The sequence below is a fragment of the Acidovorax cavernicola genome (assembly GCF_003581445.1).
On the sequence record NZ_QXMN01000028.1, the window covers coordinates 16,758 to 40,500 of the forward strand.

24 protein-coding genes are annotated in these 23,743 nt (G+C 69.3%); 22 read left to right on the forward strand and 2 right to left on the reverse strand.

Going from position 1 to position 23,743, the window contains the following annotated elements; all coding sequences use genetic code 11:
- Positions 1–11: 11 nt before the first annotated feature.
- From D3H34_RS20560 to D3H34_RS20605, 10 genes are all read left to right on the forward strand, one after another.
- Positions 12–1,466 carry a 2-hydroxymuconic semialdehyde dehydrogenase gene (locus tag D3H34_RS20560; RefSeq protein WP_119556102.1) on the forward strand — a complete coding sequence of 485 codons (1,455 nt, stop codon included), beginning with the start codon at positions 12–14 and terminating at the stop codon, positions 1,464–1,466.
- A 13-nt stretch (positions 1,467–1,479) separates the two neighbouring features.
- Complete coding sequence (locus tag D3H34_RS20565) at positions 1,480–3,216, forward strand: arylsulfatase (protein ID WP_119556103.1); 1,737 nt, start codon at positions 1,480–1,482, stop codon at positions 3,214–3,216.
- Positions 3,203–4,249: a formylglycine-generating enzyme family protein gene (locus tag D3H34_RS20570; RefSeq protein ID WP_119556104.1), complete on the forward strand. Its 1,047-nt coding sequence runs from the start codon at positions 3,203–3,205 to the stop codon at positions 4,247–4,249. The genes D3H34_RS20565 and D3H34_RS20570 overlap by 14 nt, the downstream gene beginning before the upstream one ends.
- A 17-nt stretch (positions 4,250–4,266) precedes the next feature.
- Positions 4,267–5,097 carry an alpha/beta fold hydrolase gene (locus D3H34_RS20575; protein ID WP_119556105.1) on the forward strand — a complete coding sequence of 277 codons (831 nt, stop codon included), beginning with the start codon at positions 4,267–4,269 and terminating at the stop codon, positions 5,095–5,097.
- 43 nt (positions 5,098–5,140) lie between these two features.
- On the forward strand, positions 5,141–5,923 hold the full coding sequence (dmpE, locus tag D3H34_RS20580) for a 2-oxopent-4-enoate hydratase (protein WP_119556106.1): 783 nt from the start codon (positions 5,141–5,143) through the stop codon (positions 5,921–5,923).
- 17 nt (positions 5,924–5,940) lie between these two features.
- Entirely contained in the window at positions 5,941–6,867 is a 927-nt protein-coding gene (locus D3H34_RS20585) for an acetaldehyde dehydrogenase (acetylating) (protein ID WP_119556107.1), read from the forward strand.
- An 11-nt stretch (positions 6,868–6,878) separates the two neighbouring features.
- The gene (gene dmpG, locus D3H34_RS20590) at positions 6,879–7,952 is read left to right on the forward strand and encodes a 4-hydroxy-2-oxovalerate aldolase (RefSeq protein ID WP_119556108.1); all 1,074 of its coding nucleotides are present in this window, start codon (positions 6,879–6,881) and stop codon (positions 7,950–7,952) included.
- Entirely contained in the window at positions 7,949–8,737 is a 789-nt protein-coding gene (dmpH, locus tag D3H34_RS20595) for a 2-oxo-3-hexenedioate decarboxylase (protein ID WP_119556109.1), read from the forward strand. The genes dmpG and dmpH overlap by 4 nt, the downstream gene beginning before the upstream one ends.
- On the forward strand, positions 8,734–8,952 hold the full coding sequence (gene thmT / locus D3H34_RS20600; RefSeq protein ID WP_286186006.1) for a 2-hydroxymuconate tautomerase: 219 nt from the start codon (positions 8,734–8,736) through the stop codon (positions 8,950–8,952). The genes dmpH and thmT overlap by 4 nt, the downstream gene beginning before the upstream one ends.
- An 81-nt stretch (positions 8,953–9,033) precedes the next feature.
- Positions 9,034–10,611: a CYTH and CHAD domain-containing protein gene (locus tag D3H34_RS20605; protein WP_119556111.1), complete on the forward strand. Its 1,578-nt coding sequence runs from the start codon at positions 9,034–9,036 to the stop codon at positions 10,609–10,611.
- A gap of 60 nt (positions 10,612–10,671) precedes the next feature.
- Here the strand turns inward: D3H34_RS20605 and D3H34_RS20610 are convergent, their stop codons facing one another.
- Entirely contained in the window at positions 10,672–11,148 is a 477-nt protein-coding gene (locus tag D3H34_RS20610) for an FKBP-type peptidyl-prolyl cis-trans isomerase (protein ID WP_119556112.1), read from the reverse strand.
- Positions 11,149–11,186: 38 nt separating this feature from the next.
- Positions 11,187–12,116 (reverse strand): LysR family transcriptional regulator, encoded by a 930-nt coding sequence (locus tag D3H34_RS20615; RefSeq protein ID WP_119556113.1) that lies wholly within the window; start codon positions 12,114–12,116, stop codon positions 11,187–11,189.
- A gap of 132 nt (positions 12,117–12,248) precedes the next feature.
- Here D3H34_RS20615 and D3H34_RS20620 point away from each other — a divergent pair, with 132 nt between their 5' ends.
- From D3H34_RS20620 to D3H34_RS20675, 12 genes are all read left to right on the forward strand, one after another.
- On the forward strand, positions 12,249–12,848 hold the full coding sequence (locus D3H34_RS20620; RefSeq protein WP_119556114.1) for an NADPH-dependent FMN reductase: 600 nt from the start codon (positions 12,249–12,251) through the stop codon (positions 12,846–12,848).
- The gene (locus D3H34_RS20625; protein WP_119556115.1) at positions 12,845–13,699 is read left to right on the forward strand and encodes a pirin family protein; all 855 of its coding nucleotides are present in this window, start codon (positions 12,845–12,847) and stop codon (positions 13,697–13,699) included. Before D3H34_RS20620 ends, D3H34_RS20625 begins: the two co-directional genes overlap by 4 nt.
- A gap of 90 nt (positions 13,700–13,789) precedes the next feature.
- Positions 13,790–14,995, forward strand: a complete 1,206-nt coding sequence (locus tag D3H34_RS20630; protein WP_119556116.1) for a M20 aminoacylase family protein — start codon at positions 13,790–13,792, stop codon at positions 14,993–14,995.
- A gap of 42 nt (positions 14,996–15,037) precedes the next feature.
- Positions 15,038–16,015, forward strand: a complete 978-nt coding sequence (locus D3H34_RS20635) for a tripartite tricarboxylate transporter substrate-binding protein (RefSeq protein ID WP_119556168.1) — start codon at positions 15,038–15,040, stop codon at positions 16,013–16,015.
- Positions 16,016–16,306: 291 nt separating this feature from the next.
- Positions 16,307–17,221: a dihydrodipicolinate synthase family protein gene (locus D3H34_RS20640; protein WP_119556117.1), complete on the forward strand. Its 915-nt coding sequence runs from the start codon at positions 16,307–16,309 to the stop codon at positions 17,219–17,221.
- Positions 17,222–17,270: 49 nt separating this feature from the next.
- Complete coding sequence (locus D3H34_RS20645; RefSeq protein ID WP_119556118.1) at positions 17,271–18,413, forward strand: branched-chain amino acid ABC transporter substrate-binding protein; 1,143 nt, start codon at positions 17,271–17,273, stop codon at positions 18,411–18,413.
- An 11-nt stretch (positions 18,414–18,424) separates the two neighbouring features.
- On the forward strand, positions 18,425–19,360 hold the full coding sequence (locus D3H34_RS20650) for a 4-hydroxyproline epimerase (protein ID WP_119556119.1): 936 nt from the start codon (positions 18,425–18,427) through the stop codon (positions 19,358–19,360).
- 11 nt (positions 19,361–19,371) lie between these two features.
- Positions 19,372–20,475, forward strand: coding sequence for an NAD(P)/FAD-dependent oxidoreductase (locus D3H34_RS20655; RefSeq protein ID WP_119556120.1), 1,104 nt, complete (start codon positions 19,372–19,374; stop codon positions 20,473–20,475).
- Entirely contained in the window at positions 20,472–20,729 is a 258-nt protein-coding gene (locus D3H34_RS20660) for a (2Fe-2S)-binding protein (protein WP_119556121.1), read from the forward strand. The genes D3H34_RS20655 and D3H34_RS20660 overlap by 4 nt, the downstream gene beginning before the upstream one ends.
- The gene (locus D3H34_RS20665) at positions 20,726–22,000 is read left to right on the forward strand and encodes an NAD(P)/FAD-dependent oxidoreductase (RefSeq protein WP_119556122.1); all 1,275 of its coding nucleotides are present in this window, start codon (positions 20,726–20,728) and stop codon (positions 21,998–22,000) included. The genes D3H34_RS20660 and D3H34_RS20665 overlap by 4 nt, the downstream gene beginning before the upstream one ends.
- 44 nt (positions 22,001–22,044) lie before the next feature.
- Positions 22,045–22,713, forward strand: coding sequence for a GntR family transcriptional regulator (locus tag D3H34_RS20670; protein ID WP_286185991.1), 669 nt, complete (start codon positions 22,045–22,047; stop codon positions 22,711–22,713).
- A 79-nt stretch (positions 22,714–22,792) separates the two neighbouring features.
- Positions 22,793–23,734, forward strand: coding sequence for a fatty acid desaturase family protein (locus tag D3H34_RS20675; RefSeq protein ID WP_119556124.1), 942 nt, complete (start codon positions 22,793–22,795; stop codon positions 23,732–23,734).
- Positions 23,735–23,743: the final 9 nt, after the last annotated feature.

Here is a 23,743-nt window from a genome sequence, read left to right on the forward strand (position 1 = left end):
GAGCGCACGCGATGAAACAGTTCATGAACTTCATCGGCGGCGAGTTCGTCGCCACCACCCGCACCTTCGAGAACCGCGCGCCGGTGGACAACCGCGTCATCGGCAAGGTCCACGAAGCCGGCAAGGACGAGGTCGATGCGGCCGTGCGCGCCGCACGCGCGGCGCTCACCGGCGAATGGGGCCGCATGAGCGTCACGCGCCGCGTCGAGCTGCTGCACGCAGTGGCCGACGAGATCAACCGGCGCTTCGACGACTTCCTGGCGGCCGAGATGGCCGACACCGGCAAGCCGCACGCGCTGGCCTCGCACGTCGACATTCCGCGCGGTGCGGCCAACTTCAAGGTGTTCGCCGACATCGTGAAGAACGTGCCCACCGAGAGCTTCGAGATGACCACGCCCGACGGCGGGCAGGCCATCAACTACGCGGTGCGCTCGCCGCTGGGCGTGATCGGCGTCGTGTGCCCGTGGAACCTGCCGCTCTTGCTCATGACCTGGAAGGTCGGCCCCGCGCTGGCCTGCGGCAACACCGTGGTCGTGAAGCCCTCGGAGGAAACGCCCGCCACCGCCACGCTGCTGGGCGAGGTGATGAACGCGGTCGGCATTCCGCCCGGCGTCTACAACGTGGTGCACGGCTTCGGCCCCGACTCGGCCGGCGAGTTCCTCACGAAACACCCGGGTGTGGACGGCATCACCTTCACCGGCGAGACCCGCACCGGCGAGGCCATCATGGGCGCGGCCGCCAAGGGCGTGCGACCCGTGTCCTTCGAGCTGGGCGGCAAGAACGCCGGCATCGTGTTCGCCGACGCGGACTTCGACAAGGCCGTGGCCGGCATCACGCGCTCGGCCTTCGAGAACTGCGGGCAAGTCTGCCTGGGCACCGAGCGCGTCTACGTGCAGCGCCCGATCTTCGAGAAGTTCGTTGCCGCGCTCAAGGCCAAGGCCGAGGCGCTGAAGCCGGGCCCGTCGGAAGAAGCCGGTGTCGGTCTCGGCCCGCTCATTTCGCGCGAGCACCAGCAGAAGGTGCTGTCGTACTACGACAAGGCTGTGAAGGAAGGCGCCACCGTCGTCACCGGCGGCGGCGTGCCGAAGATGGCCGGCGCGCTGGCCGAAGGCCACTGGGTGCAGCCCACCATCTGGACCGGCCTGCCCGAGACGGCCTCGGTGATCCGCGAGGAGATCTTCGGCCCCTGCTGCCACATCGCGCCCTTCGACACCGAGGAAGAAGCCATCGCCCTGGCCAACGCCACCGACTACGGCCTGGCGACCACCGTGTGGACCGAGAACCTGGGCTGCGCGCACCGTGTGGCCAGGCAGGTGCAGGTCGGCATCTGCTGGGTCAACAGCTGGTTCCTGCGTGACCTGCGCACGGCCTTCGGCGGTGCCAAGTCCTCGGGCATCGGGCGCGAAGGCGGCGTGCATTCGCTCGAGTTCTACACCGAATTGCGCAACGTCTGCATCAAGCTCTGAAGAGGAAAAAGGCATGAGAAAGCTCTTCCTGGCGCCGCGCGCGGTGCGTGGGCTGGCCCTGGCGGCGGTGCTGGCCGCCGGCGCGGGCCTGGCGATGGCCGCGGGCACCGAGGCCGGTGCCCGCCGTCCCAACATCCTGCTGATCGTGGCCGATGACCTTGGTTACTCGGACATCGGCGCCTTCGGCGGCGAGATTGCCACGCCGAATCTCGACGCGCTCGCCAGGCGCGGGCTGCGGCTCACCAACTTCTATGCCTCGCCCTTCTGCTCGCCGACGCGCGCGATGCTGATGTCGGGCGCCGACAGCCACCAGGTGGGCTTCGGCAGCATGGCCGAACTGCTCACGCCACAGCAGCGCAGCCAGCCCGGCTACGAAGGCTTTCTCACCGATCGCGCGTTGCCGTTCCCCGTGCTGCTGCAGGACGCGGGCTACCACACCTACATGGCCGGCAAGTGGCATCTCGGCGTGAAGGAGGAGCACGCGCCACCGAACCGGGGCTTCGAGAAGTCCTACGCCATGATGAACGGCGGCGCGAGCCACTTCGATCAGACCGGCATCATCACCTTCGATGCCGAGAAGACGCCGATGGCGCTGTACCGAGAGGACGGCAAGGAAGTCCAGATCCCGAAGGACTTCTATTCGAGCGAGCAGTTCGCCTCGAAGCTGATCTCCTACATCGACGGCGGCAAGGGCGACGGCAAGCCGTTCTTCGGCTACCTCGCGTTCACGGCGCCGCACTGGCCGCTGCAGGCGCGCGATGCCTACATCCGCAAGTACGAGGGACGGTACGACGTGGGCTACGACGTGATCCGCGAACGCCGGCTTGCGCGCATGAAGACGCTGGGCATCGTGCCCAAGGACATGAAGCCCTACGTGGGCAACCCGGCCTGGCCGCGCTGGAAGCAGCTGAGCGCACGACAGCAGCGCATCGAGTCCAGGCGCATGGCGGTCTATGCCGCGATGGTCGAGTCGATGGACGCCGAGATCGGCCGCGTCATCGATCACCTCAAGGGCATCGGCGAGTACGACAACACGGCGATCTTCTTCATGTCGGACAACGGCGCAGACGGCAACACCGTGCTGGATGAAGGCCAGACCCGCGCCTGGGCGAAGAAGCACCGCGACAACAGCTACGAGAACACCGGCCGCATCGGTTCGTTCGCCGAGTACGGCCCCGGCTGGGCGCAGGTCGGCTCGACGCCCTTCAACATGTACAAGGCCTTCATGTACGAGGGCGGCATCGCCGTGCCGAGCATCGTCAGCCTGCCCCGCGATGCACGCAAGGGTGCGATCTCGCGTGCACCCGCGCACGTGACCGACATCGCGCCCACGCTGCTCGAACTCGCGGCCGTAAAGCCGCCGGGCACGCAGTACCAGGGCCGCGAGGTGATCGCGATGCAGGGGCGTTCGATGGTGCGGCTGCTGTCGGGCCAGAGCGAGCGCGTGCACGAGCAGTTCACCCGCGGCTGGGAGATGAACGGCCGCCGCGCCATGCGCGTGGGCGACTGGAAGATCGTCTCGGCCAACAAGCCCTGGGGCACCGGCGAGTGGGAGCTCTATCACCTGTCGACCGATCGCTCGGAGCTGAAGAACCTGGCTGCGAGCCAGCCCGCGAAGCTCAAGGAACTGCTGGCCGCGTACGAACGCTATGCCAAGGACAACGGCGTGGTCGACTTCGAGGGCCTGGCCACGCGCCCGGGCTACAGCAACAGCCTCAACTACTACAAGGACGTCGATGAGACCGACTGACCTGTCGTGGGCGCTGTTCGCCGTGGTGTTCGCTGCACCGGCGCTCGCTGCCCAGCCGGCCTTGTGCGATGCGTACAGCGGCCTGCCGTCCGGCTTCGCCGCCGCGCAAGGCGGGCAGCCGAACCGCGCAGGGTTGGTGGCCATCGCCGGGGGGCGCTTCCGCATGGGATCGGACGAAGGCTATCCCGAGGAGCGTTCGGTGCATGAGGTGCGCGTCGATGCGTTCGCCATCGACCGCCACGAAGTGACGAATGCCCAGTTCGCCCGCTTCGTGCAGGCGACCGGCTACGTGACGCGCGCCGAGCGCGCACCTGAGGCGGCCGACTTTCCGGCCGCGGCCGCCGACCGCCTGGCGCCCGGCGCCGCCGTGTTCGTGCCGCCGCGCAAGGGCGAGCATCTGCGCGGCGCCTATGCCTGGTGGCGCTGGATGCCGGGTGCCGACTGGCGCCATCCGGCGGGCCCGGGCAGCGACATCCGCGGTCGTGGCAACCATCCGGTGGTGCAGGTGGCTTTCGAGGATGCGCAGGCCTACGCGAAATGGTTGGGGCGCGAGCTGCCGACCGAGGCGCAGTGGGAGTACGCGGCGCGCGGCGGGCTCGACGGCGCGACCTATCCCTGGGGCAACACCCCCGAGACGCGCACCCGGCCGATGGCGAACACCTGGCAGGGACGGTTCCCTTTCGGCGATCAGGGCACGGATGGACGCAAGGGCAGTGCGCCCGTGGGCTGCTACGCCGCCAACGGCTACGGCCTGGTCGACGTGGTCGGCAATGCCTGGGAGTGGACGCGCGACCTCTACAAGGCAGAGCACGACGTGCGGGCGGTCGAGAACCCGATGGTCGTCTCGCTCAATGCGGAAGGGACCGCCACGACGGCTGCGACAACGAATGCGGCACGGGTCATCAAGGGCGGCTCTTTCCTGTGCGCGCCCGACTTCTGCGTGCGCTACCGGCCCGCGTCGCGCCAGCCGCAGGAAGCGACGCTCGGCGCGATGCACGTCGGCTTTCGCACCGTTCTCAATGCACCGAACTGAACCGAGAGAGACAGCGCATGACGACCTCCAATCCTGAAATCGCCAACAGCGTCCGCACGGGTGCATTCCGCACCAACGTCCACGACCTGGGTGAAGGCGAACCCGTGCTCTTCATCCACGGCTCCGGCCCCGGTGTGAGTGCCTGGGCCAACTGGCGCCTCGTGCTGCCGGTGCTCGCGCAGACGCGCCGCGTCGTCGCGCCCGACATGGCGGGCTTCGGCTTCACCGAGCGCGTGCCGGGCGCGACGTACACGATGGACGCCTGGGTGCAACAGGCGATCGACCTGCTCGACGCGCTCGACATCGAACGCGCTGACGTGGTGGGCAACTCCTTCGGTGGCGCACTCGCACTGGCGCTGGCCATCCGCGCGCCGCACCGCGTGCGCCGGCTGGTGCTGATGGGCAGCGTCGGCGTGCCGTTCGCGATCACGCCGGGGCTCGACGCGGTCTGGGGCTACACGCCTTCGTTCGAGCACATGCGCCGCATCATGGATGTGTTTGCCTTCGACCGCACGCTGGTCACCGACGAACTTGCCCAGCTGCGCTACGAGGCCAGCATCCGCCCCGGCTTCCAGGAGTCGTTCGGCGCGATGTTCCCGGCGCCGCGCCAGCGCTGGGTCGACGCGATGACCAGCCCCGAGGCCGCCATTCGTGCGCTGCCGCACGAGACGCTGCTGATCCACGGCCGCGAGGACCAGGTGATCCCGCTCGCCACCTCGCTCACGCTGAGCGAGTGGATTCCCAACAGCCAGCTGCATGTGTTCGGCCGCTGCGGCCACTGGACGCAGATCGAGCACAGCGCGCGCTTCGCCCGCCTGGTCAGCGACTTCCTTGCCGAAGCCGACTGACGGACCGATTGATTCACCCGAGACAGAGCAAAGGAAAAGACCCATGGACCCCACCCTGATCCACCGGCTCGGCGACGAGCTCTACGACGCGCTGCGCGAGCGCAGCGTCGTGGACCCGCTCACCAGCCGCCACGAAGGCATCACCATCGCCGACGCCTACGGCGTCCAGCAGCGCATGATCGCGCGTCGCCTCGAGGCCGGCGAGCGCGTCGTCGGCAAGAAGATCGGCGTGACCTCGCGCGCCGTGATGAACATGCTGGGCGTGTACCAGCCCGACTTCGGCTACCTGCTGGACGGCATGGTCGTCGGCGAGGGCGAGAGCATCGACAGCCGCACGCTGATCCAGCCCAAGGCCGAGGGCGAGATCGCCTTCCTGCTCAAGCGCGACCTCATGGGCCCGGGCATCGGCAACGCCGACGTGCTGGCCGCCACCGAGTGCGTGATGCCCTGCTTCGAGATCGTCGATTCGCGCATCCGCGACTGGAAGATCAAGATCGCCGACACCGTCGCCGACAACGCCTCCTGCGGCGTGTTCGTGCTGGGCGACAGCGCGGTCGATCCGCGCCGCATCGACCTGACCACCTGCGGCATGGTGCTGGAGAAGAACGGCGAAATCATCGCCACCGGCGCGGGCGCCGCGGCGCTGGGCTCGCCGGTGAACGCGGTCGCGTGGCTGGCCAACACGCTCGGCGCGCTGGGCATCGGGCTCAAGGCGGGCGAGGTGATCCTGTCGGGCGCGCTCGCCGCAATGTTCCCTGCGAAAGCCGGCGACAACTTCCGCGTCTCCATCGGCGGCCTCGGCGGCTGCTCGGTGCGCTTTCATTGAATGAAGGAGAAAACCCCATGACGACAACGAAGATCAAGTGCGCGCTGATCGGCCCCGGCAACATCGGCACCGACCTGCTCGCCAAGCTGCAGCGCAGCCCCGTGCTCGAACCCGTGTGGATGGTGGGCATCGACCCCGAATCCGACGGCCTGAAGCGCGCCCGCGAGATGGGCCTGAAGACCACCGCCGAGGGCGTGGACGGCCTGCTGCCGCACGTGAAGGCCGACGGCGTGCAGATCGCCTTCGACGCCACCAGCGCCTACGTGCATGCCGAGAACAGCGCCAAGCTCAACGCGCTGGGCGTGCTGATGATCGACCTCACGCCCGCGGCCATCGGCCCGTTCTGCGTGCCGCCGGTCAACCTGAAGAACCTGCTGACGGCGGGCGGCGCGCGGCCGTCGAACGTCAACATGGTCACCTGCGGCGGGCAGGCCACCATCCCCATGGTGGCGGCGGTGTCGCGCGTGCAGCCGGTGGCCTACGGCGAGATCGTGGCCACCGTGTCGAGCCGCTCGGTCGGCCCGGGCACGCGCAAGAACATCGACGAGTTCACGCGCACCACGGCCGGCGCGGTCGAGCGCGTGGGCGGCGCGGCCAAGGGCAAGGCGATCATCATCGTCAACCCGGCGGAGCCGCCGCTGATCATGCGCGACACGGTGCACTGCCTCACCGAAGGCACACCCGACGAGGCCCGCATCACGGCCTCGGTGCACGAGATGATCGCCGAGGTGCGCAAGTACGTGCCGGGCTACAAGCTCGTGAACGGGCCGGTGTTCGACGGCAACCGCGTGTCGATCTACCTGGAGGTCGAAGGTCTGGGCGACTATCTGCCCAAGTACGCCGGCAACCTCGACATCATGACCGCCGCCGCGGCGCGCACGGCGGAGATGTTCGCCGAAGCGATGCTCGCCGGCCTTCCGCAACCCGAGCCCGCCGTGGCCTAGGAGCACACCCCATGACCACCACTCCCACCACGACGAACACCCATCTCCAGGGCCGCCGCGTCACCCTGCACGACATGACGCTGCGCGACGGCATGCACCCCAAGCGCCACCTGATGTCGCTCGACCAGATGAAGCACATCGCCACGGGCCTCGATGAAGCCGGCGTGCCGCTCATCGAGGTGACGCACGGCGACGGCTTGGGCGGCAGCTCGGTCAACTACGGCTTTCCCGCGCACTCCGACGAGGAGTACCTGGGCGCCGTGATCCCGCTGATGAATCAGGCCAAGGTCTCGGCCCTGCTGATCCCGGGCATCGGCACCGTCGACCACCTGCGCATGGCGCACGGCCTGGGCGTGCACACCGTGCGCGTGGCCACGCACTGCACCGAGGCCGACGTGTCGGAGCAGCACATCACCATGGCGCGCAAGCTCGAGATGGACACGGTCGGCTTCCTCATGATGGCCCACATGGCCTCGCCCGAGCTGCTGGTGCGCCAGGCGCTCTTGATGGAAGGCTACGGCGCCAACTGCATCTACGTGACCGACTCGGCCGGCTACATGCTGCCGGGCGACGTCACGGCGCGCATCGGCGCGGTGCGCGCGGCGCTCAAGCCCGACACCGAGCTGGGCTTTCACGGCCACCACAACCTCGCGATGGGCGTGGCCAACTCGGTCGCTGCCGTCGAGGCCGGCGCCAACCGCATCGACGCCGCCGCGGCTGGCCTGGGCGCGGGCGCGGGCAACACGCCGATGGAGGTGTTCGTCGCCGTGTGCGACCGCATGGGCATCGAGACCGGCGTCGATGTGTTCCGCATCCAGGACGTGGCCGAAGACCGCGTCGTGCCGATCATGGACCACATGATCCGCGTCGATCGCGACTCGCTCACGCTGGGCTACGCGGGCGTGTATTCGAGCTTCCTGCTGTTCGCCAAGCGCGCCGAGAAGAAGTACGGCGTGCCTGCTCGGGAAATATTGGTCGAGCTGGGACGGCGCGGCATGGTCGGCGGCCAGGAAGACATGATCGAAGACACGGCCATCACGCTGGCCCGCGCGCGCCAGGCTGTGCAGCAAGGGGTGGCAGCATGAAGCTCGATGCAAACACCATCGCCGCGCTCGCCGAGCACCTGGAGACCTGCGAGCTGGAAGCCCGCGACACGCCCAAGATCACCGACGAGCATCCCGAGATGGATTGGGACGACGCCTACGCCATCCAGAACGAGATCCGCCGCCGCAAGCTCGCGCGCGGCCAGCGCATCATCGGTCTCAAGGCCGGGCTCACCTCGCACGCCAAGATGAAGCAGATGGGCGTGACCACGCCGGTGTTCGGCTTCATGGCCGACAACTTCGCCCTGCCCGAGGGCGGCGAATGCAAGGTGAGCGAGCTGATTCATCCGAAGGTCGAGCCCGAGATCGCCTTCGTCACCAAGCGCGCGCTCAAGGGCCCGGGCTGCCACATCGCCGCCGTGCTCGCCGCCACCGACTTCGTGCTGCCCGGCATCGAGGTGATCGACAGCCGCTACCGCGACTTCAAGTTCGACCTCAAGAGCGTGGTGGCCGACAACACCTCGGCCTCGCGCTTCGTGGTCGGCGGGCGCGCGCTGCCCGCGAGCGAGGTCGACCTGCGCACCGTCGGCATCGTGCTGGAGAAGAACGGCGAGCCCGTGGCCTTCGGCGCGGGCGCCGCGGTGCTGGGCCATCCGGCCGCGGCCATCGCGATGCTGGCGAATCACCTCGGCGCGCGCGGCGAGGAGATTCCGGCCGGTACGCTGATCCTGTCGGGCGGCATCACCGAGGCCGTGGCCGTGCAGGCGGGCGACGCCGTCACGCTCAAGGTGCAGGGCATGGGCAGCGTCGGCCTGCGCTTCGTCTGACCACGCAAGCAAGGAGACACACCATGCCGTTTGCACAGATCTATCTCATCGAGGGCCGCACCGAGGCCCAGAAGCGCGCGCTCATCGAAAAGGTGACGAGCGCCATCGTCGAAGCCATCGATGCACCGAAGGAGAACGTGCGCGTCTGGCTGCAGGACGTGCCGAAGGAAAACTGGGGCATCGCGGGCGTGTCCGCGAAAGACCTGGGGCGCTGAGCACGGGCTCGTGGCCCGAGTGGCCATCGACGCCCTTTTTCCTTGGCGGTCTCTTGCCTCGCTGAAAAAAGAGCGGGCATCATGGCCGCCATGGAAATCGAGTTCAAGTTCTGCATTCCCGCCGGCCGCCTGAAGGCCGTCGAAGCCGCGTTGCGGCGCGGCGCCGTCGTGCGCACGCGGCTTCAGGCCCGCTATTTCGACACCGCCGACCAGCGCCTCTCGGGCGACGGCATGGTGCTGCGCCTGCGCAAGGAGGGGCCGCGCTGGGTGCAGACCGTCAAGGCCACCGGCGACAACGCGCTGCACCGGCTCGAACACAACGTCGACCTGGGCACCGGCGCCGCCGCGCCCGCCATCGACCCCGCACGCCATGCCGGCACACCCGTCGGCGAGCGCCTGGCCCGCCTGCTGCAACCGGCCGATGGCGGTGATGCGGTGCCGCTGGTCGAGCGCCAGTCGACCGACATCGTGCGGCTCACGCGCGACGTGCGCGTGAGCGGCCCCGGCGGCGCCGTGGTCGAGATGGCGCTCGACGTCGGCAAAGTCGCCGTGCACGCGGGCACGCCCGCGCAGCGCAGCTCGCCCGTGTGCGAGCTGGAACTCGAACTCAAGAGTGGCGACGTGCAGGGGCTCGTGGCGCTTGCACGGCGCTGGTCGCAGCAGCACGGCCTGTGGTTCAGCACCGTCTCGAAGGCCGAGCGCGGCATGCGCCTGCTGGCCGCGCAGGAGACGGAGCCCGCCGTCAAGGCCGAAGCGCCGCGCTTTCCCGCGCAAGCGCCGGACGGCCGCGCCATCCAGCAGGCCGTGGTCGCGTCATGCCTGGCCCAGATGCTGCCCAACGCCAGCGAGATCGCCGCGGGCAGCACCGACGAGGAACAGATCCACCAGCTGCGCATCGGCATCCGGCGCCTGCGCACCGCGCTGCGCGAACTCGCGGGGCTCGATGCCGATGCAAGCCGTTTCGACGCCGCCACTTGGGAGCCCCCGCTGGTCGATGCCTTCCGCGCACTCGGAGACCTGCGCGACCGCGAACAGGTCGTGAAGCTGGCCCAGCCGCGACTGCGCGAGGCGGGCGCGCCGGAGGTCGATCCGCTGGCGGGTGATGCAGCGCCGTCGGCATCGTCACCCGGCGACATCGTGCGTGCTGCGGCGTTCCAGAACGTGCTGGTGTCGCTGATCGGTTTCACTGCGGCCACGCCTGCCTCGAAGCCGGAAGACCCGGCGCCACTCGCCCCCGACGAGGCCCGCCAGCAGCTGCGCGGACGGCTCCAGCGTCTGCACAAACAGGCGGTGCGCGACGGCCGCCGCTTCGAGTCGCTCGCCACCGAAGACCAGCACCGCGCGCGCAAGCGGCTCAAGCGCCTGCGCTACCTGGCGGAGTTCGCGGCGCCTCTGTTCGCCGAGACGGAAGGCAGCAACAAAAAGAAGAAGGGCGCGGCAGAGCGCTACCTGAAAGCCCTGCGCCCCGCGCAGGACGCGTTGGGCGAGTTCAACGACGAGGCCGTGGCGCTCGCGCTGTACCGCGAGGTCGCATCGCGCGATCCGCGCGCGTGGTTCGCGGTCGGCTGGTTCAGCGCGCGCCGCGCGGCGGGGGCGAAGGCGTGCCGCGAGGCGCTGGAGAGGATCGGCGAGGCGCCGAAGTTCTGGAAGAAGAAGTAAGAGGCAACTGACGAGGCGAACGCCGGGCCGCGCGGCCCTCGGCGTTCGTCAGCCGCTCCATCAGTGATGGTGCCCGTGCGCCCCATGCACATGCCGGTGCTCGATCTCCACCGGCAGCGCCTCGCGCACATCCGTCACCTGCAGGCTGAACTTCAGCGCCTTGCCGGCCCAGGGGTGGTTGCCGTCGAGCAGCACGACCGGGCCCTTGATCTTCATCACGGTGAACACGTGCTCGCGGCCGTCGTCGAGCCGGCCCTGCAGCTGGCCGCCGACCTTCACGCCGGGCGGGAACTCGGTCTTGGGGATGCTGCGCACCAGCGTCTCGTCGCGCAGACCGAAAGCGTCTTCGGGGGCGAGGTTCAGCGTGGTCTGGTAGCCCTTTTCCTGGCCGGCGAGCGCCTCTTCGATCTTGGGCAGGGTGTTCTCGTAACCGCCATGCAGGTAGGCCATCGGCTCGGGGCTGGCTTCGATGAGCTTGCCCTGGGCATCGGCGACTTTGTACTTGAGGGTGACGACGGTGTCTTTTTCGATTTTCATGGCGGGCATTTTCTGTGGAAATCGATCCTGGCCTGAAGTCAGGTCTTCCGTGCCCGCCACACATCCGGCAACGCCTCTTCCTCCCGCAACCTCTGCGTCACCACCCCGATGAACGCCGACACCGCCAGCGGCAGGTGCTTTCGGCTCGGGTAGACCACGCTCAGCCCGTGCCCGGTGCGTTGGTACTGCGGCAGCACCGGCACCAGCCGCCCGGCTTCCACATCGGCCCGGCCCATGGCGGGCGGCAGCAGCGCGATGCCCAGGCCGGCGAGGGCTGCCTTGCGCAGGGCCTGCGCGGTGTTGGCGCCGAAGCGGCCGCCGACCTGCACTTCTTCCTCTTTGCCCTCGGGCCCGGTCAGGCGCCAGGTGGTGCGGCCGCTGGGGTGGGCGGGGGTCACGCAGTCGTGGTCGGCCAGGTCGCGCAGCGTGGCGGGCGTGCCGCGCGCGGCCAGGTAGGCGGGGCTGGCCACCAGGCCGTCGGTGCGCGGGCCGAGCAGCTGGCGGGCGACGTAGCCTGAGTCGGGCAGTGCGCCGCCGCGGAAGGCGATGTCGATCTGGTCGGCGATCAGGTCGGCCCGGGCGTCGCTGAGCACGAACTCGACGCGCACCAGCGGGTATGCGGCCAAGAAGTCGGCCACCCATTCCATGGGGAAGAAGTCGAAGAAATCGGCCGTCGCGGCCACGCGCACCCGGCCGCTGGGTTCCTGGCTGCCGGTGATGAGTGCCTGCCCGGCCTCGACCAGCCCGTCGACCGCCTCGGCGCAACGCTCGTGAAACGCCTGCCCGGCGCCGGTGAGCGTGAGCTTGCGGGTCGAGCGCTGCAGCAGGCGGGTGCCCAGCTGCGCTTCGAGCTGCTGGATGCGCCGGCTCACGGTGTTGGGCGGCAGGCCCAGCCGCCGACCGGCCTCGGCAAAGCTGCCGTGGCGCACCACCTGCACGAAGACGGCGATGTCGTTGAGGTCGAGCATGGTCTGGATTCCTTCCAAATCTGGACGAGTTCAATCCAACTCTACCGTCTAGTCGATCAATGGATGCGTGCCTAACCTTCAGTCCATGGCCTCCCGGCCTTCGATCACCCCCTTTTCAGGAGCAAGCACCCCATGACCGCACAGCAGCAGCAGCAACAGCAACCCCGCATCGGCATCATCCTCGGCTCGACCCGCGAAGGGCGTTTCGGCGAGAAGCCCGCGCAGTGGATCCACCAGATCGCCCAGCAGCGCACCGACCTGGCCTTCGAACTCGTCGACCTGCGCGACCACCCGTTGCCCTTTTTCAACGAAGCCGGCGCGCCCGCCTGGGGCCCGGTGAAGAACGAGGCCGCGCAGCGATGGCAGGCCAAGCTGGCCACCTTCGATGGGCTGATCGTCGTCACGCCCGAATACAACCACGGCCCGAGCGCGGTGCTGAAGAACGCGATCGACTGGGCCTACAAGGAGTTCATCCGCAAGCCGATCGGCTTCGTGGGCTACGGCGGCGTGGGCGCGGCGCGGGCGGTGGAGCAGCTGCGGCTGGTTGCGGTCGAGATGCAGATGGCGCCGGTGCGCCATGCGGTGCACATCGGCATGGTCGAGTTCCTGGGCATCTGGCAGCAGGGCAAGTCCTTCGACGATTTCCCGCACCTGGCGCAGTCGGCCACGGGCCTGCTCGACGACATGGCCTGGTGGACCAAGGCACTGAAGACTGCACGGGAGGCTGTATGACCACCGCCGTTGCCACCGACACCCGCGCCATCGTCTACCGCACGCGCGGCGCCAGGCATGGCGCGATCACGCGGCTCATGAGCCCCGGCGACCTGGGCGAATACCTCAAGCCCTTCGTGTTCCTCGACCTGTTCGGCTTCGACACCACGGGCGGTCATAAGGGCTTCGGCCTGCATCCGCATTCGGGCATCGCGACGCTGACCTGGCTGATGGAAGGCGACACGCTGTACGAGGACACGACCGGCGAGAAAGGCCTGCTGCGCGGCGGCGGCGTCGAATGGATGCGCGCGGGCAACGGCGTGTGGCACACGGGCGCTCCGGCGCCGGGCGTGACGCGCGTGCAGGGCTTCCAGCTCTGGGTGGCGCTGCCGGCCGCCGAGGAAAACGCACCCGCGCAGAGCATGTACCTCGCGCCCTCGCAGGTGCCGCAGGAAGGCCCGGCGCGTGTGCTGCTCGGGCGCTACGGCGCGGCGCAGAGCCCCATTCCCGCGCCCTCGCCGATGAACTACCTGGCCGTGCACCTGAAGGACGGCGAACGCTGGCGCTACACGCCGCCCGCCGGCCACACGGTGGGCTGGGTGGCGGTGAATGCCGGGCGGCTCGATGCGGGCTACAGCGCCGCCGGCCCGGTCGTTGCCGGTGAGCTGGCGGTGTTCGAAGAGTCCGACGCGGCACTCGACTTCGTGGCGCAGGGCGACACGGCCTTCGTGCTCGGCTCGGCGGTGCCGCATCCGCACGAGCTGGTGATGGGCCACTACTCGGTGCACACGAGCCGCGCGACGCTCGACCAGGGCGAGGCCGAGATCCGCCGCATCGGCGCGAAGCTGCGCGAGGAAGGCCGGCTGGGCTGATTGGCAGGGCCTCGCGTAAGCCAGCATGCGCCGCGCGGGCGGCTGCGACAGAATCGTTCGCTTCCTGTCTCGAACGATCTCGCAGCCGCCATGAATCTTGTCGACGCCTTCGCCGCCCACGCCACCCGTTTCGTCGACATCCGGCGTGACATCCACGCCCACCCCGAGCTGGGTTTCGAGGAGCACCGCACCTCCGAGAAGGTCGCGAGCCTGCTGAGCGAATGGGGCATCGAAGTGCACCGCGGCATCGCGGGTACGGGCCTGGTCGGCGTGCTGCGCAAGGGCACGGGCCCACGCACCATCGGCCTGCGCGCCGACATGGACGCCCTCCCCTTGCACGAGGCCAACGACTTCGCCCACAAGTCCACCCACGCGGGCCGCATGCACGCCTGCGGGCACGACGGCCACACGACGATGCTGCTGGCCGCTGCCTGGCACCTGTCGCGGCAAGGGCCCGGCGACTTCGACGGCACGGTGCATTTCATCTTCCAGCCCGCCGAAGAGATGGGCAAGGCGGGCGCTAAGAAGATGATCGACGAGGGCCTGTTCGAGCGCTTTCCGTGCGACGCGGTGTTCGCGCTGCACAACTTCCCGGTCGGCGACGTGGGCCGCTTCGCGCTCAACGAAGGCGCGCTGATGGCGTCGAGCAACACCTACAAGGTCACGCTGCGGGGGCGCGGCACGCACGCCTCGATGCCGCACACGGGCATCGACCCGGTGGCCGCGGTGGTCACGCTGGCGCAGCAGCTGCAGACCATCGTGCCGCGCACCATCCCGAGCACCGAGCGCGCCCTGCTCGCGGTCACGCAGCTGCAGGGCTCCGACGCGCCCAACGTGATTCCCGACGAGGCTTCGGTGGGCGGCACGATCCGCACCTTCTCCATCGAGGCCATCGACAAGATCGAGGCGCGCCTGCGCGAAGTGGCCGAGGGCGTGGCGATGGCGCATGGCTGCACGGCCGACATCTTCTTCCGTCGCTCGTCGCCACCGGTGGTGAACCACGCGGCCGAGGCGCGCTTTGCCGCCGGCGTGATGCGCGAGGTGGTGGGCGACGACATGGTCACCGACGACTTCCCGGCCGTGATGGGCGCCGAAGACTTCGCTCACATGCTGCTGGCGCGGCCCGGCTGCTACGCCTTCCTGGGCAATGGCGACGGCGACCACCGGCTCGACGGCCACGGGCCCGGCCCTTGCATCATTCACAACACCTCGTTCGACTTCAACGACGAGATCATCCCGATCGGTGCCAGCTACTTCGTGAAGCTGGTGCAGCGCTGGCTGCCGTCGGGCGCCTGAGTCAGTTTCTTCTTCCTGTTGACGATGAAAGCGGCCACCTCGATGACTTCCACCCTGTTCACCCGACGTTCGCTGGCTGCGGTTGCAGCCGCCGCCATGGCCCTGTGCAGCCTGGGCGCCGCGCATGCCCAGCAGCGCGTGATCCACATCATCGTGCCCTTCGGCACGGGCGCCGTGCAGGACACGGTGGCGCGCGCCTTCAACAACGAGCTGGGCGCGGCGCTCGGCGGCAGCGCCATCGTCGAGAACCGCGCGGGCGCGGGCGGCACCGTGGGCGCGGCGGTGGTGGCCAAGGCCCCGGCCGACGGCAACACGCTGGTGCTGGCGGCGGCCAGCCACAACATCGCGGCCTTTCTGTACAGCAAGCTGCCCTACGACCCGCTGAAGGACTTCGTCGGCGTGGCCAACGTGGGCAACGCGGGCTATGTGCTGGCGGTGGCCAGCGGCATGAACGTGGCCACCACGGCCGACTTCATCAAGGAGGTCAAGGCCAACCCCGGCAAGTACAACTACGCCTCGGCCGGCAACGGCAGCGCCACGCACCTGGCGATGGCGTCGTTCCTTGCGAAGGCGGGCCTGCAGATGACGCACATCCCGACCAAGTCGACCGGCGAGGCCGTGAACGAGGTGCTCGCGGGCCGCGTGCAGGCGGTGATCTCGTCGAGCATCGGCGTGATGGGCTTCCAGGACGACGCGCGCATGAAGCTGCTGGCCTCCACGGGCCAGTCGCGCAGCCCCTTCCTGCCGAAGCTGCCGACCGTGGCGGAGAGCGGCCTGCCGGGCTATGCCTTCGATTCGTGGATCGGCCTGCTGGCGCCGGCGGGCACGCCGAAGGCCGAGGTCGAGCGCATCAATGCGGCGGCCAACAAGGTGCTGGCCGATCCGGCGATCCAGGAACGCTTCAAGCGCCTGGGCGTGGAGCCGCGCAGCCAGAGCGCTGAAGCGTTCCAGAAGTTGCTGCGTGCGGACTGGGATGCGATGGGGGTGGTGGTGAAGGCCTCGGGGGCGAAGGTCGACTGACCGTTTCCGTTGATTTGCGCGCCCGTTCGGGGCGCGTGCGCAGGGCATCGGGTACTCCCCTCCGCGAATGTCCCCCGGGGCTGCGCCCCTCCTCCTTTATTTCGCTGCGGGGAGTACCCGATGCCCTGCGCACGTGGGCACGCTGGGGGTGCCCTGGCCAGCGTTTCTTCACAAATATCACAGAAGCCCCCGGCCCGAAAGAGCGCTTGCCCCACAGATATCCATGAGATATGTGCTTAATATATTTAAAGCACGAAGGCATCCCGCCGCACATCTTCAAGGAGCGATCACGTGAGCAATCCCCGCTGGCAAGGCATCTTTCCCGCCATCACCACCAAGTTCCACGCCGACGAAAGCATCGATGCCGAAGGCACGGCCCGCCACATCGACTTCCAGATCCGCAACGGCATCCACGGCCTCGTCACCTGCGGGTCGCTGGGCGAAGCCAGCACGCTGACGCTGGAAGAGAAGCTGCAGGTCGCGAAGATCGCGCTGGAAGCCGCCGACGGCCGCATCCCCGTGCTGGCCAACGTGTCCGAGACCAGCACCCGCGAAGCCCTGCGCTACGTCGACGGGGCCAACAAGCTGGGCGTGGCCGGCTACATGGTCATGCCCTCGGTGATCTACGTGGCCGACGCGCGCGAGGCCATGCTCAACGTGCGCACCATCGCCAACGCGGCGCAAAAACCCATCATGGTCTACAACAACCCGGTGGCCTACCGCGTGGACCTCAAGCCCCAGCACATGGTCGAGCTGGCCGACTGCGAGTGGATCGCCGCCATCAAGGAAAGCACCGACGACATCCGCCGCATCACCGACCTGCGCAACACCGTGGGCGACCGCTACCAGCTGTTCCTGGGCGTGGACGACCTGGCCTACGAAGGCCTGGCGCTGGGCTGCGACGGCCTCTTGGCCGGCGTGGGCTGCGCGTTCCCGCGCGAGACGGTGGCGCTGTACGACCTGATGAAGGCCGGCAAGTTTGCTGAAGCCTTGAAGCTGTACCAGTGGATGACGCCGATGCTGCATCTGGACGTTTCGACCAAGCTGGTGCAAAACCTCAAGCTCATCGATTTCCTGGTCGGCGTGGGCACGGAGCACATGCGCCGCCCTCGCCTGCCGCTCATCGGCGAGGAGCGCGCCTTCATCGAGAAGGTCGTCGCCAAGGCGCTGGCCACGCGGCCCGCGCAGTACCAGTCGGTCATGTAGTCGCGGTCCGTCCCTTTCGTTTTCGTTGTCCCCAACCTTAGGAAGAAGCATGAAGTCACAAGCAGGCATGGTTTCCTCACTCAGTCTCGCGGGCCTCGTGGCCCTGGCTGTCGCAAGTCCCGCGCAGGCACAGGAGCAGGTGGTCAAGATCGGTCACAGCGGTCCGCTGTCGGGGCCCAACGCCTTCGCGGGCAAGGACAACGAAAACGGCATCCGCCTGGCCATCGAGGAACTCAACGCGAAGAAGCTCAGCGTCGGCGGCAAGACGCTGAAGTTCGAGTTGGTCTCCGAAGACGACCAGTGCGACGCCAAGACCGGCGTGAGCGTGGCGCAGAAGTTCGTCGACGACGGCATCAAGTTCGTCATGGGTCCGTACTGCTCGGGCGTGGCCATTCCGGCCTCGCGCATCTACAGCGACGGCGGCACGCTGGTGTCCACCGTGGGTACCAACCCGAAAGTCACGCAGGGCGGCTACAAGAACCTGTACCGCATCATCGCGAGCGACAACCAGATCGGCGGCGCCATGGCCGTGTACGCGGCCAAGGAAATGAAGGTGAAGAAGGTCGGCGTGATCGACGACCGCACCGCCTTCGGCCAGGGCCTGGCCGAGGAGTTCACCAAGGAAGCGAAGAAGCAGGGCCTGACCATCGTGGGCCAGGAGTTCACCACCGACAAGGCCGTGGACTTCACCGCCATCCTCACCAACATGAAGGGCAAGGCGCCCGAGGCCATCTTCTTCGGCGGCTATGCGCCGCAGGCCGCGCCCATGGCGCGCCAGATGAAGCAGCTGGCCGTGCCCGGCAAGCTGCTGGGCGGCGACACCGTGTGCAGCCCGGCCACCGGCAAGATCGGCGGCGACGCGGTGAACGACCTCGTGTTCTGCGCGCAGGGCGGCTCCATGCTCGAGAAGGCGCAAAGCGGCCCGGCCTTCAAGGAGAAGTTCAAGAAGCGTTTCAACGTCGACCCCGACGCGTACGCAGCCTCGTACTACGACCAGGTGATGTTCATCGGCGAATCGATGAAGAAGGCCAACGCCATCGACCCCGACAAGGTCGGCGCCGAGCTCTACAAGACCACCTACAAGGGCGTGGCCGCCACCTACGCGTACGACGACAAGGGCAACATGAAGCAGGCGCCCATCACCGTCTTCACGTTCAAGAACGCGGCCCCCGTGCCCATCGCCAGTTACTGAGCCGCACACCCATGCAACGCATCCAGGTCATCGACTCGCACACGGGCGGCGAGCCCACGCGCCTTGTGATCGGCGGCTTTCCCGATCTGGGGAAAGGCTCCATGGCCGAGCGCCGCGCGCTGCTGGCCGAGCGACACGACCAGTGGCGCGCGGCGGCCGTGCTGGAGCCGCGCGGCAGCGACGTCGTGGTCGGCGCGTTGCTGTGCGAGCCGGTGTCGCCCGATGCGGCGGCCGGCGTGGTCTTCTTCAACAACGCCGGGTACCTGGGCATGTGCGGCCACGGCACCATCGGGCTGGTCGCGAGCCTGGCGCACATGGGGCGCATCGGCGTGGGCGAGCACCGCATCGAGACGCCCGTGGGCACGGTGACGACCACCCTGCACGAAGACGGTTCGGTGAGCGTGCGCAACGTGCCCGCGTACCGGCACCTGCACCAGGTGGCGGTCGATCTGCCGGGCCACCGCACCGTGCGCGGCGACGTGGCGTACGGCGGCAACTGGTTCTTCCTCGTGAGCGAACACGGCCAGCGCGTGGCGAGCGACAACCTCGCGGCGCTCATCGACTACACGGCCGCCTTGCGCCAGGCGCTGGCGGCGCAGGGCATCACGGGCGCGAATGGTGCGGAGATCGACCACATCGAACTCTTCGCGAACGACGATGCCGGCGCCGACAGCCGCAACTTCGTGCTGTGCCCCGGCAACGCCTACGACCGCTCGCCCTGCGGCACCGGCACCAGCGCCAAGATCGCCTGCCTCGCGGCCGACGGCAAGCTCGCGCCGGGCGCGGTGTGGAAGCAGGCCAGCGTGATCGGCAGCGTCTTCGAGGCGAGCTACGCGATGGACGGCGGCCAGGTCATTCCCACGCTGCGCGGCCGCGCGCACATCAGCGCCGAAGCCACATTGCTGATCGAAGACGCAGATCCCTTCGGCTGGGGCATTCGCCTCTGACGCCGGAGCGCATGGACGCGGACGTCATCGTCATCGGCGCCGGCATCGTCGGCGCGGCGTGTGCCCATGCGTTGGCGCAGGCCGGTCGCCGTGTGCGCGTGCTCGATGCCCGCATCGGCGGCGCCACCGGCGCGGGCATGGGTCACCTGGTGGTGATGGACGACAACGCGGCCGAGCTTGAACTCAGCCGCCATTCGGTCGCGCAATGGCGCGCCCTCGCCCCGCGCCTGGGCACCGATTGCGCCTACAGCCCTTGCGGCACGCTCTGGATCGCGGCGAACGACGAGGAAATGGCCGAGGCCGAACGCAAGCAGCAGCGGCTGGGCGCGCTCGGCATCGCGAGCCGCCTGCTGACCGCCGGCGAACTCGCGCGCGCCGAGCCTGCCTTGCGCGCCGGCCTGTCGGGCGCGCTCGAAGTGCCGGGCGACGGCATCCTCTATGCGCCGAATGCGGCGCGCTGGCTGCTTTCGCAGCATGCGTCATCGGTGCAGGTCGAACACGTAAAGGTCGAGGCCATCGAGAGCGACGGCACGCTGCGCCTGTCCGACGGCAGCCGCCGCTCCGCGCCCCAGATCGTGCTCGCCAACGGCATCGAGGCGACGACGCTGTGCCCCGAACTGCCGATCCGCCCGAAGAAGGGCCACCTGCTCATCACCGACCGCTACCCGGGCACGGTGCACCACCAGCTCGTCGAGCTGGGCTACGTGACCAGCGCGCACCACAGCGACGGCGACTCGGTCGCCTTCAACGTGCAGCCGCGCCCCACGGGGCAGCTGCTGGTCGGCTCGTCGCGCCAGTTCGACACGACGGACATGACTGTCGAGGCGCCGATGCTCGCGCGCATGCTGCAGCGCACGCTCGACTACCTGCCGGGGCTCGCCGACCTGAACGCCCTGCGTTCGTGGACCGGCCTGCGCGCCGCCTCGCCCGACGGCCTGCCGCTGCTGGGCAGGCACCCGTGGCGAGAGAAGCTCTGGCTCGCGGTCGGCCACGAAGGGCTGGGTGTGACCACGGCGCCGGGCAGCGCGCATGTGCTCGCGGCGCTGATGACCGGCACGGCACCCGATTTCGACGCCGCGCCGTATGCGCCGCGCGGCCTGCGGGAGGTGGCGTGAGCGATCAGACGCAACTGCACATCGATGGCCAGCTGGTGCGCGTGAAAGCGGGCAGCTCGGTCGCCGCCGCCTTGCGTGTCGCAGGTATCGCGGGTGGCATGGGCACCGCGCGCACCTCGGTCACCGGCCAGCCGCGCGCGCCGTTTTGCGGCATGGGCGTGTGCCAGGAATGCCGCGTGCAGGTCGACGGGCGTCGCAGGCTCGCGTGCCAGACCGTGTGCGCCGACGGCATGCGCGTGGAGACGACGGCATGAGCGGCATTGCGTTCGACGCGTGCGATGTGCTGGTCGTCGGCGCGGGCCCCGCAGGCATGGCCGCGGCCGTGGCGGCGGCGCCCAGTGGCGCGTCGGTCGTGGTGATCGACGACAACCCCGTGCCCGGCGGACAGATCTGGCGCGACGGCCCCGTCGCGTCGTTGCCGTCGGCGGCGCGCCGCTGGCGCGAGGCGCTCGCTCGCCACGCGAACATCCGCGTGCGCAGCGGCACGCGCGTTGTCGCTGCGCCCTCCTCCCGCGAACTGCTGCTCGAAGACGCCGAGGGCGCGACGCGCATGCGGTGGCACAAGCTCATCCTGTGCACCGGCGCGCGCGAGCTGCTGCTGCCCTTCCCCGGCTGGACGCTGCCCGGCGTGACGGGCGCGGGCGGCCTGCAGGCGTTGATCAAAGCTGGCCTGCCGGTTGAAGGCGAGCGCACCGTCATTGCAGGCAGCGGGCCCCTGCTGCTCGCTGCCGCAGCCACCGCCAAGGCGGCCGGCGCGCAGGTGCTGCGCATCGCCGAGCAGGCTTCGTTCGCGTCGGTCGCGGCGTTCGGCATCGGCCTCGTGCGCTGGCCCGGCAAGGCTGTGCAGGCACTCACGCTGGCCGATGTTCGCTACCGCACCGCGTCGCGTGTGCTCGCGGCGCAGGGCACGACGCAGGTCGAATCGGTGCGGCTGCTGCAAGGCCGCCGCGAGGTCGAACTGGCTTGCGACCGCATCGCCTGCGGCTTCGGGCTCACGCCGAACACGCAGCTGGGCCAGCTGCTCGGCTGCGCGCTCGCGGGGCCGGGCATCGCGGTCGATGCGCTGCAGGCCACGAGCGTCGATGGCATCTACGCGGCCGGCGAGTGCACCGGCTTCGGCGGCAGCGAGCGCGCGCTGGTGCAGGGCACTATCGCCGGCCACGCGGCAGTCGGCGAAGCCGCCAAGGCCCGCACTCACGACGGTGAACGCGCCCGCTGGAACGCCTTCGCCGCGCAACTGCATCGCCGCTTTGCACTGGCCGACCACCTCAAGGCCCTGCCGCGCCCCGACACGCTCGTGTGCCGCTGCGAGGACGTGCCCTTGTCCGCCCTCTCCGCCTGCACCGGCTGGACCGATGCCAAGCTGCACCGGCGCTGCGGCATGGGCGCCTGCCAGGGGCGCGTCTGCGGCGATGCAGCGCAGTTCCTGTTCGGCTGGACGCCGCCCGCGCCGCGCCCGCCGCTGGTGCCGGTCCGCATTGCGACACTGGCCGGGCTGGCAGCGTCCGGCGACGCCCGACAATGACGGCCTTGCATCCGCACAGGCACACGCACAAGCTTTCCCCCACCATGGCCGCCCCGAAGACCGTCACCCGACCTCCGCCCAAGCGCCGCGCGGCCGACCTGGCCTACGACGCCATCGAGGCGCTGCTGTCGACCATGCAGCTGGAACCCGGCAGCCAGATCGTCGAGACCGAGCTGGCCGACCGCACAGGCCTGGGCCGCACGCCGGTGCGCGAGGCGCTGATGCGCATGGTGTCGATCGGCCTCATCGTGCAGCAGCCGCGCCGCGGCCTGCTGGTGTCGACCATCGACCTGGCCGATCACCTGGACGTGATCCAGACCCGGCGCGTGCTCGAGCAGCTGATTGCCGCCTGCGCCGCGCGCCGTGCCACCGGGCCGCAGCGCCAGGCCATCGTGCGTTGCGCCGAGGCCATGGTCGAGGCCGCGGGCCGCGGCGACCTGAACGACTACATGCAGGCCGACCGCGCGCTCGACCTCGTCACGCATCACGCGAGCCACAACGACTCGGCGGTGAAGGCGGTGGTGCCGCTCATCGTGCAGTGCCGGCGCTTCTGGTACGCGTACCAGCACGAGGGCGAGATCGTCGAGGGTGCGAACGCGCACCTCGAACTGGCGCAGGGCATCGCCACCGGCAACGAGGCCGCGGCCATCGCGGGCGCCGAGCGCCTGATGGACTACCTCGAGGTTTTCGCCCGAAAGATCATCGACAAGTAGGCCGAAGGGCCTCGCCGCTGCGCACTCCCATCGGGGAACTACGCGTGATCTCCCGGCGCCTTCGCCGCATACTGGCCCGATGGCCGCCGCACCCCGCGCTCAACCCGACGATTTCTTTACCCCCGACGAGTGGCAATCGCTCACCGCGCGCTCGTCATGGCGGGGCCTGTGGCTGGTGGCGCACTGCTGGGGCGTGATCGGCGCCGCGATGCTCGTGGGCATCGTGTGGCCGTGGGCCATCCCGCTCATGGTGCCGATCGTCGGCACGCGCCAGCTGGGCCTGTTCATCCTCATGCACGACGCCGCGCACGCGGGGCTGCACCGCAACCGCAAGGTCAACGACTGGGTGGGCTACTGGCTCTGCTCGCCCACGATGCGCGACTACCGGCCCTACCACCTGCAGCACCACCGCTTCGTGCAGCAGACCGAAGACCCGGACCTCGTGCTGTCGGCGCCCTTCCCGATCACGCGCGACTCGATGTGGCGCAAGGTCGTGCGCGACCTGAGCGGCCAGACCTTCTACAAGCAGCGCTTCGGCCACATCGCCGACGGCATCCGCCAGCGTGCGCCGGGTGAATCGGCGCTGCGCGTGTTCGGGCGTGAGCTGGCGAAGGACCGGCGCTTTCTCATCGGCAATGGTCTGGGCCTGCTGGCCTTCGCGCTGGCCGGTTACGGGTGGGCCTGGGTCCTGATGTGGCTGCTGCCGATGGCGACCTGGCTGCCGCTCGTGAGCCGTGTGCGCAACATCGCCGAGCATGCGCTGGTGGCGCAGAACGAGGCCGATCCGCTGCGCCAGGCGCGCACCACGCACGCCGGCTGGCTCGAACGCATCTTCGTGGCGCCCTACTGGGTCAACTACCACTGCGAGCACCACATGTTCACCAACCTGCCCTGCTGGAGCCTGCCGAAGGCGCACCGGCTGCTGCAGCGCCAGGGCGCGACGGCGCGCATGGAAGTGCAGCCCGGCTACCTGCACCTGCTGCGCCGCGCAGCGCCCCTCGAACTCGCAGGCGGGCGTTGATGCGTCGGT

Excerpts from the sequence above, each read along its gene's own strand:
- D3H34_RS20675 (WP_119556124.1), top strand. The coding sequence starts at position 22,793 with ATGGCCGCCGCACCCCGCGCTCAACCCGACGATTTCTTTACCCCCGAC.
- D3H34_RS20605 (WP_119556111.1), top strand. The coding sequence starts at position 9,034 with ATGGCCGCCATGGAAATCGAGTTCAAGTTCTGCATTCCCGCCGGCCGC.
- D3H34_RS20560 (WP_119556102.1), top strand. The coding sequence starts at position 12 with ATGAAACAGTTCATGAACTTCATCGGCGGCGAGTTCGTCGCCACCACC.
- D3H34_RS20655 (WP_119556120.1), top strand. The coding sequence starts at position 19,372 with ATGGACGCGGACGTCATCGTCATCGGCGCCGGCATCGTCGGCGCGGCG.
- D3H34_RS20620 (WP_119556114.1), top strand. The coding sequence starts at position 12,249 with ATGACCGCACAGCAGCAGCAGCAACAGCAACCCCGCATCGGCATCATC.
- dmpH (WP_119556109.1), top strand. The coding sequence starts at position 7,949 with ATGAAGCTCGATGCAAACACCATCGCCGCGCTCGCCGAGCACCTGGAG.
- D3H34_RS20585 (WP_119556107.1), top strand. The coding sequence starts at position 5,941 with ATGACGACAACGAAGATCAAGTGCGCGCTGATCGGCCCCGGCAACATC.
- dmpE (WP_119556106.1), top strand. The coding sequence starts at position 5,141 with ATGGACCCCACCCTGATCCACCGGCTCGGCGACGAGCTCTACGACGCG.
- D3H34_RS20650 (WP_119556119.1), top strand. The coding sequence starts at position 18,425 with ATGCAACGCATCCAGGTCATCGACTCGCACACGGGCGGCGAGCCCACG.
- D3H34_RS20575 (WP_119556105.1), top strand. The coding sequence starts at position 4,267 with ATGACGACCTCCAATCCTGAAATCGCCAACAGCGTCCGCACGGGTGCA.
- D3H34_RS20645 (WP_119556118.1), top strand. The coding sequence starts at position 17,271 with ATGAAGTCACAAGCAGGCATGGTTTCCTCACTCAGTCTCGCGGGCCTC.
- D3H34_RS20665 (WP_119556122.1), top strand. The coding sequence starts at position 20,726 with ATGAGCGGCATTGCGTTCGACGCGTGCGATGTGCTGGTCGTCGGCGCG.
- D3H34_RS20570 (WP_119556104.1), top strand. The coding sequence starts at position 3,203 with ATGAGACCGACTGACCTGTCGTGGGCGCTGTTCGCCGTGGTGTTCGCT.
- D3H34_RS20565 (WP_119556103.1), top strand. The coding sequence starts at position 1,480 with ATGAGAAAGCTCTTCCTGGCGCCGCGCGCGGTGCGTGGGCTGGCCCTG.
- D3H34_RS20610 (WP_119556112.1), bottom strand. The coding sequence starts at position 11,148 with ATGAAAATCGAAAAAGACACCGTCGTCACCCTCAAGTACAAAGTCGCC.
- D3H34_RS20670 (WP_286185991.1), top strand. The coding sequence starts at position 22,045 with ATGGCCGCCCCGAAGACCGTCACCCGACCTCCGCCCAAGCGCCGCGCG.
- dmpG (WP_119556108.1), top strand. The coding sequence starts at position 6,879 with ATGACCACCACTCCCACCACGACGAACACCCATCTCCAGGGCCGCCGC.
- D3H34_RS20630 (WP_119556116.1), top strand. The coding sequence starts at position 13,790 with ATGAATCTTGTCGACGCCTTCGCCGCCCACGCCACCCGTTTCGTCGAC.
- D3H34_RS20635 (WP_119556168.1), top strand. The coding sequence starts at position 15,038 with ATGACTTCCACCCTGTTCACCCGACGTTCGCTGGCTGCGGTTGCAGCC.
- D3H34_RS20615 (WP_119556113.1), bottom strand. The coding sequence starts at position 12,116 with ATGCTCGACCTCAACGACATCGCCGTCTTCGTGCAGGTGGTGCGCCAC.
- D3H34_RS20625 (WP_119556115.1), top strand. The coding sequence starts at position 12,845 with ATGACCACCGCCGTTGCCACCGACACCCGCGCCATCGTCTACCGCACG.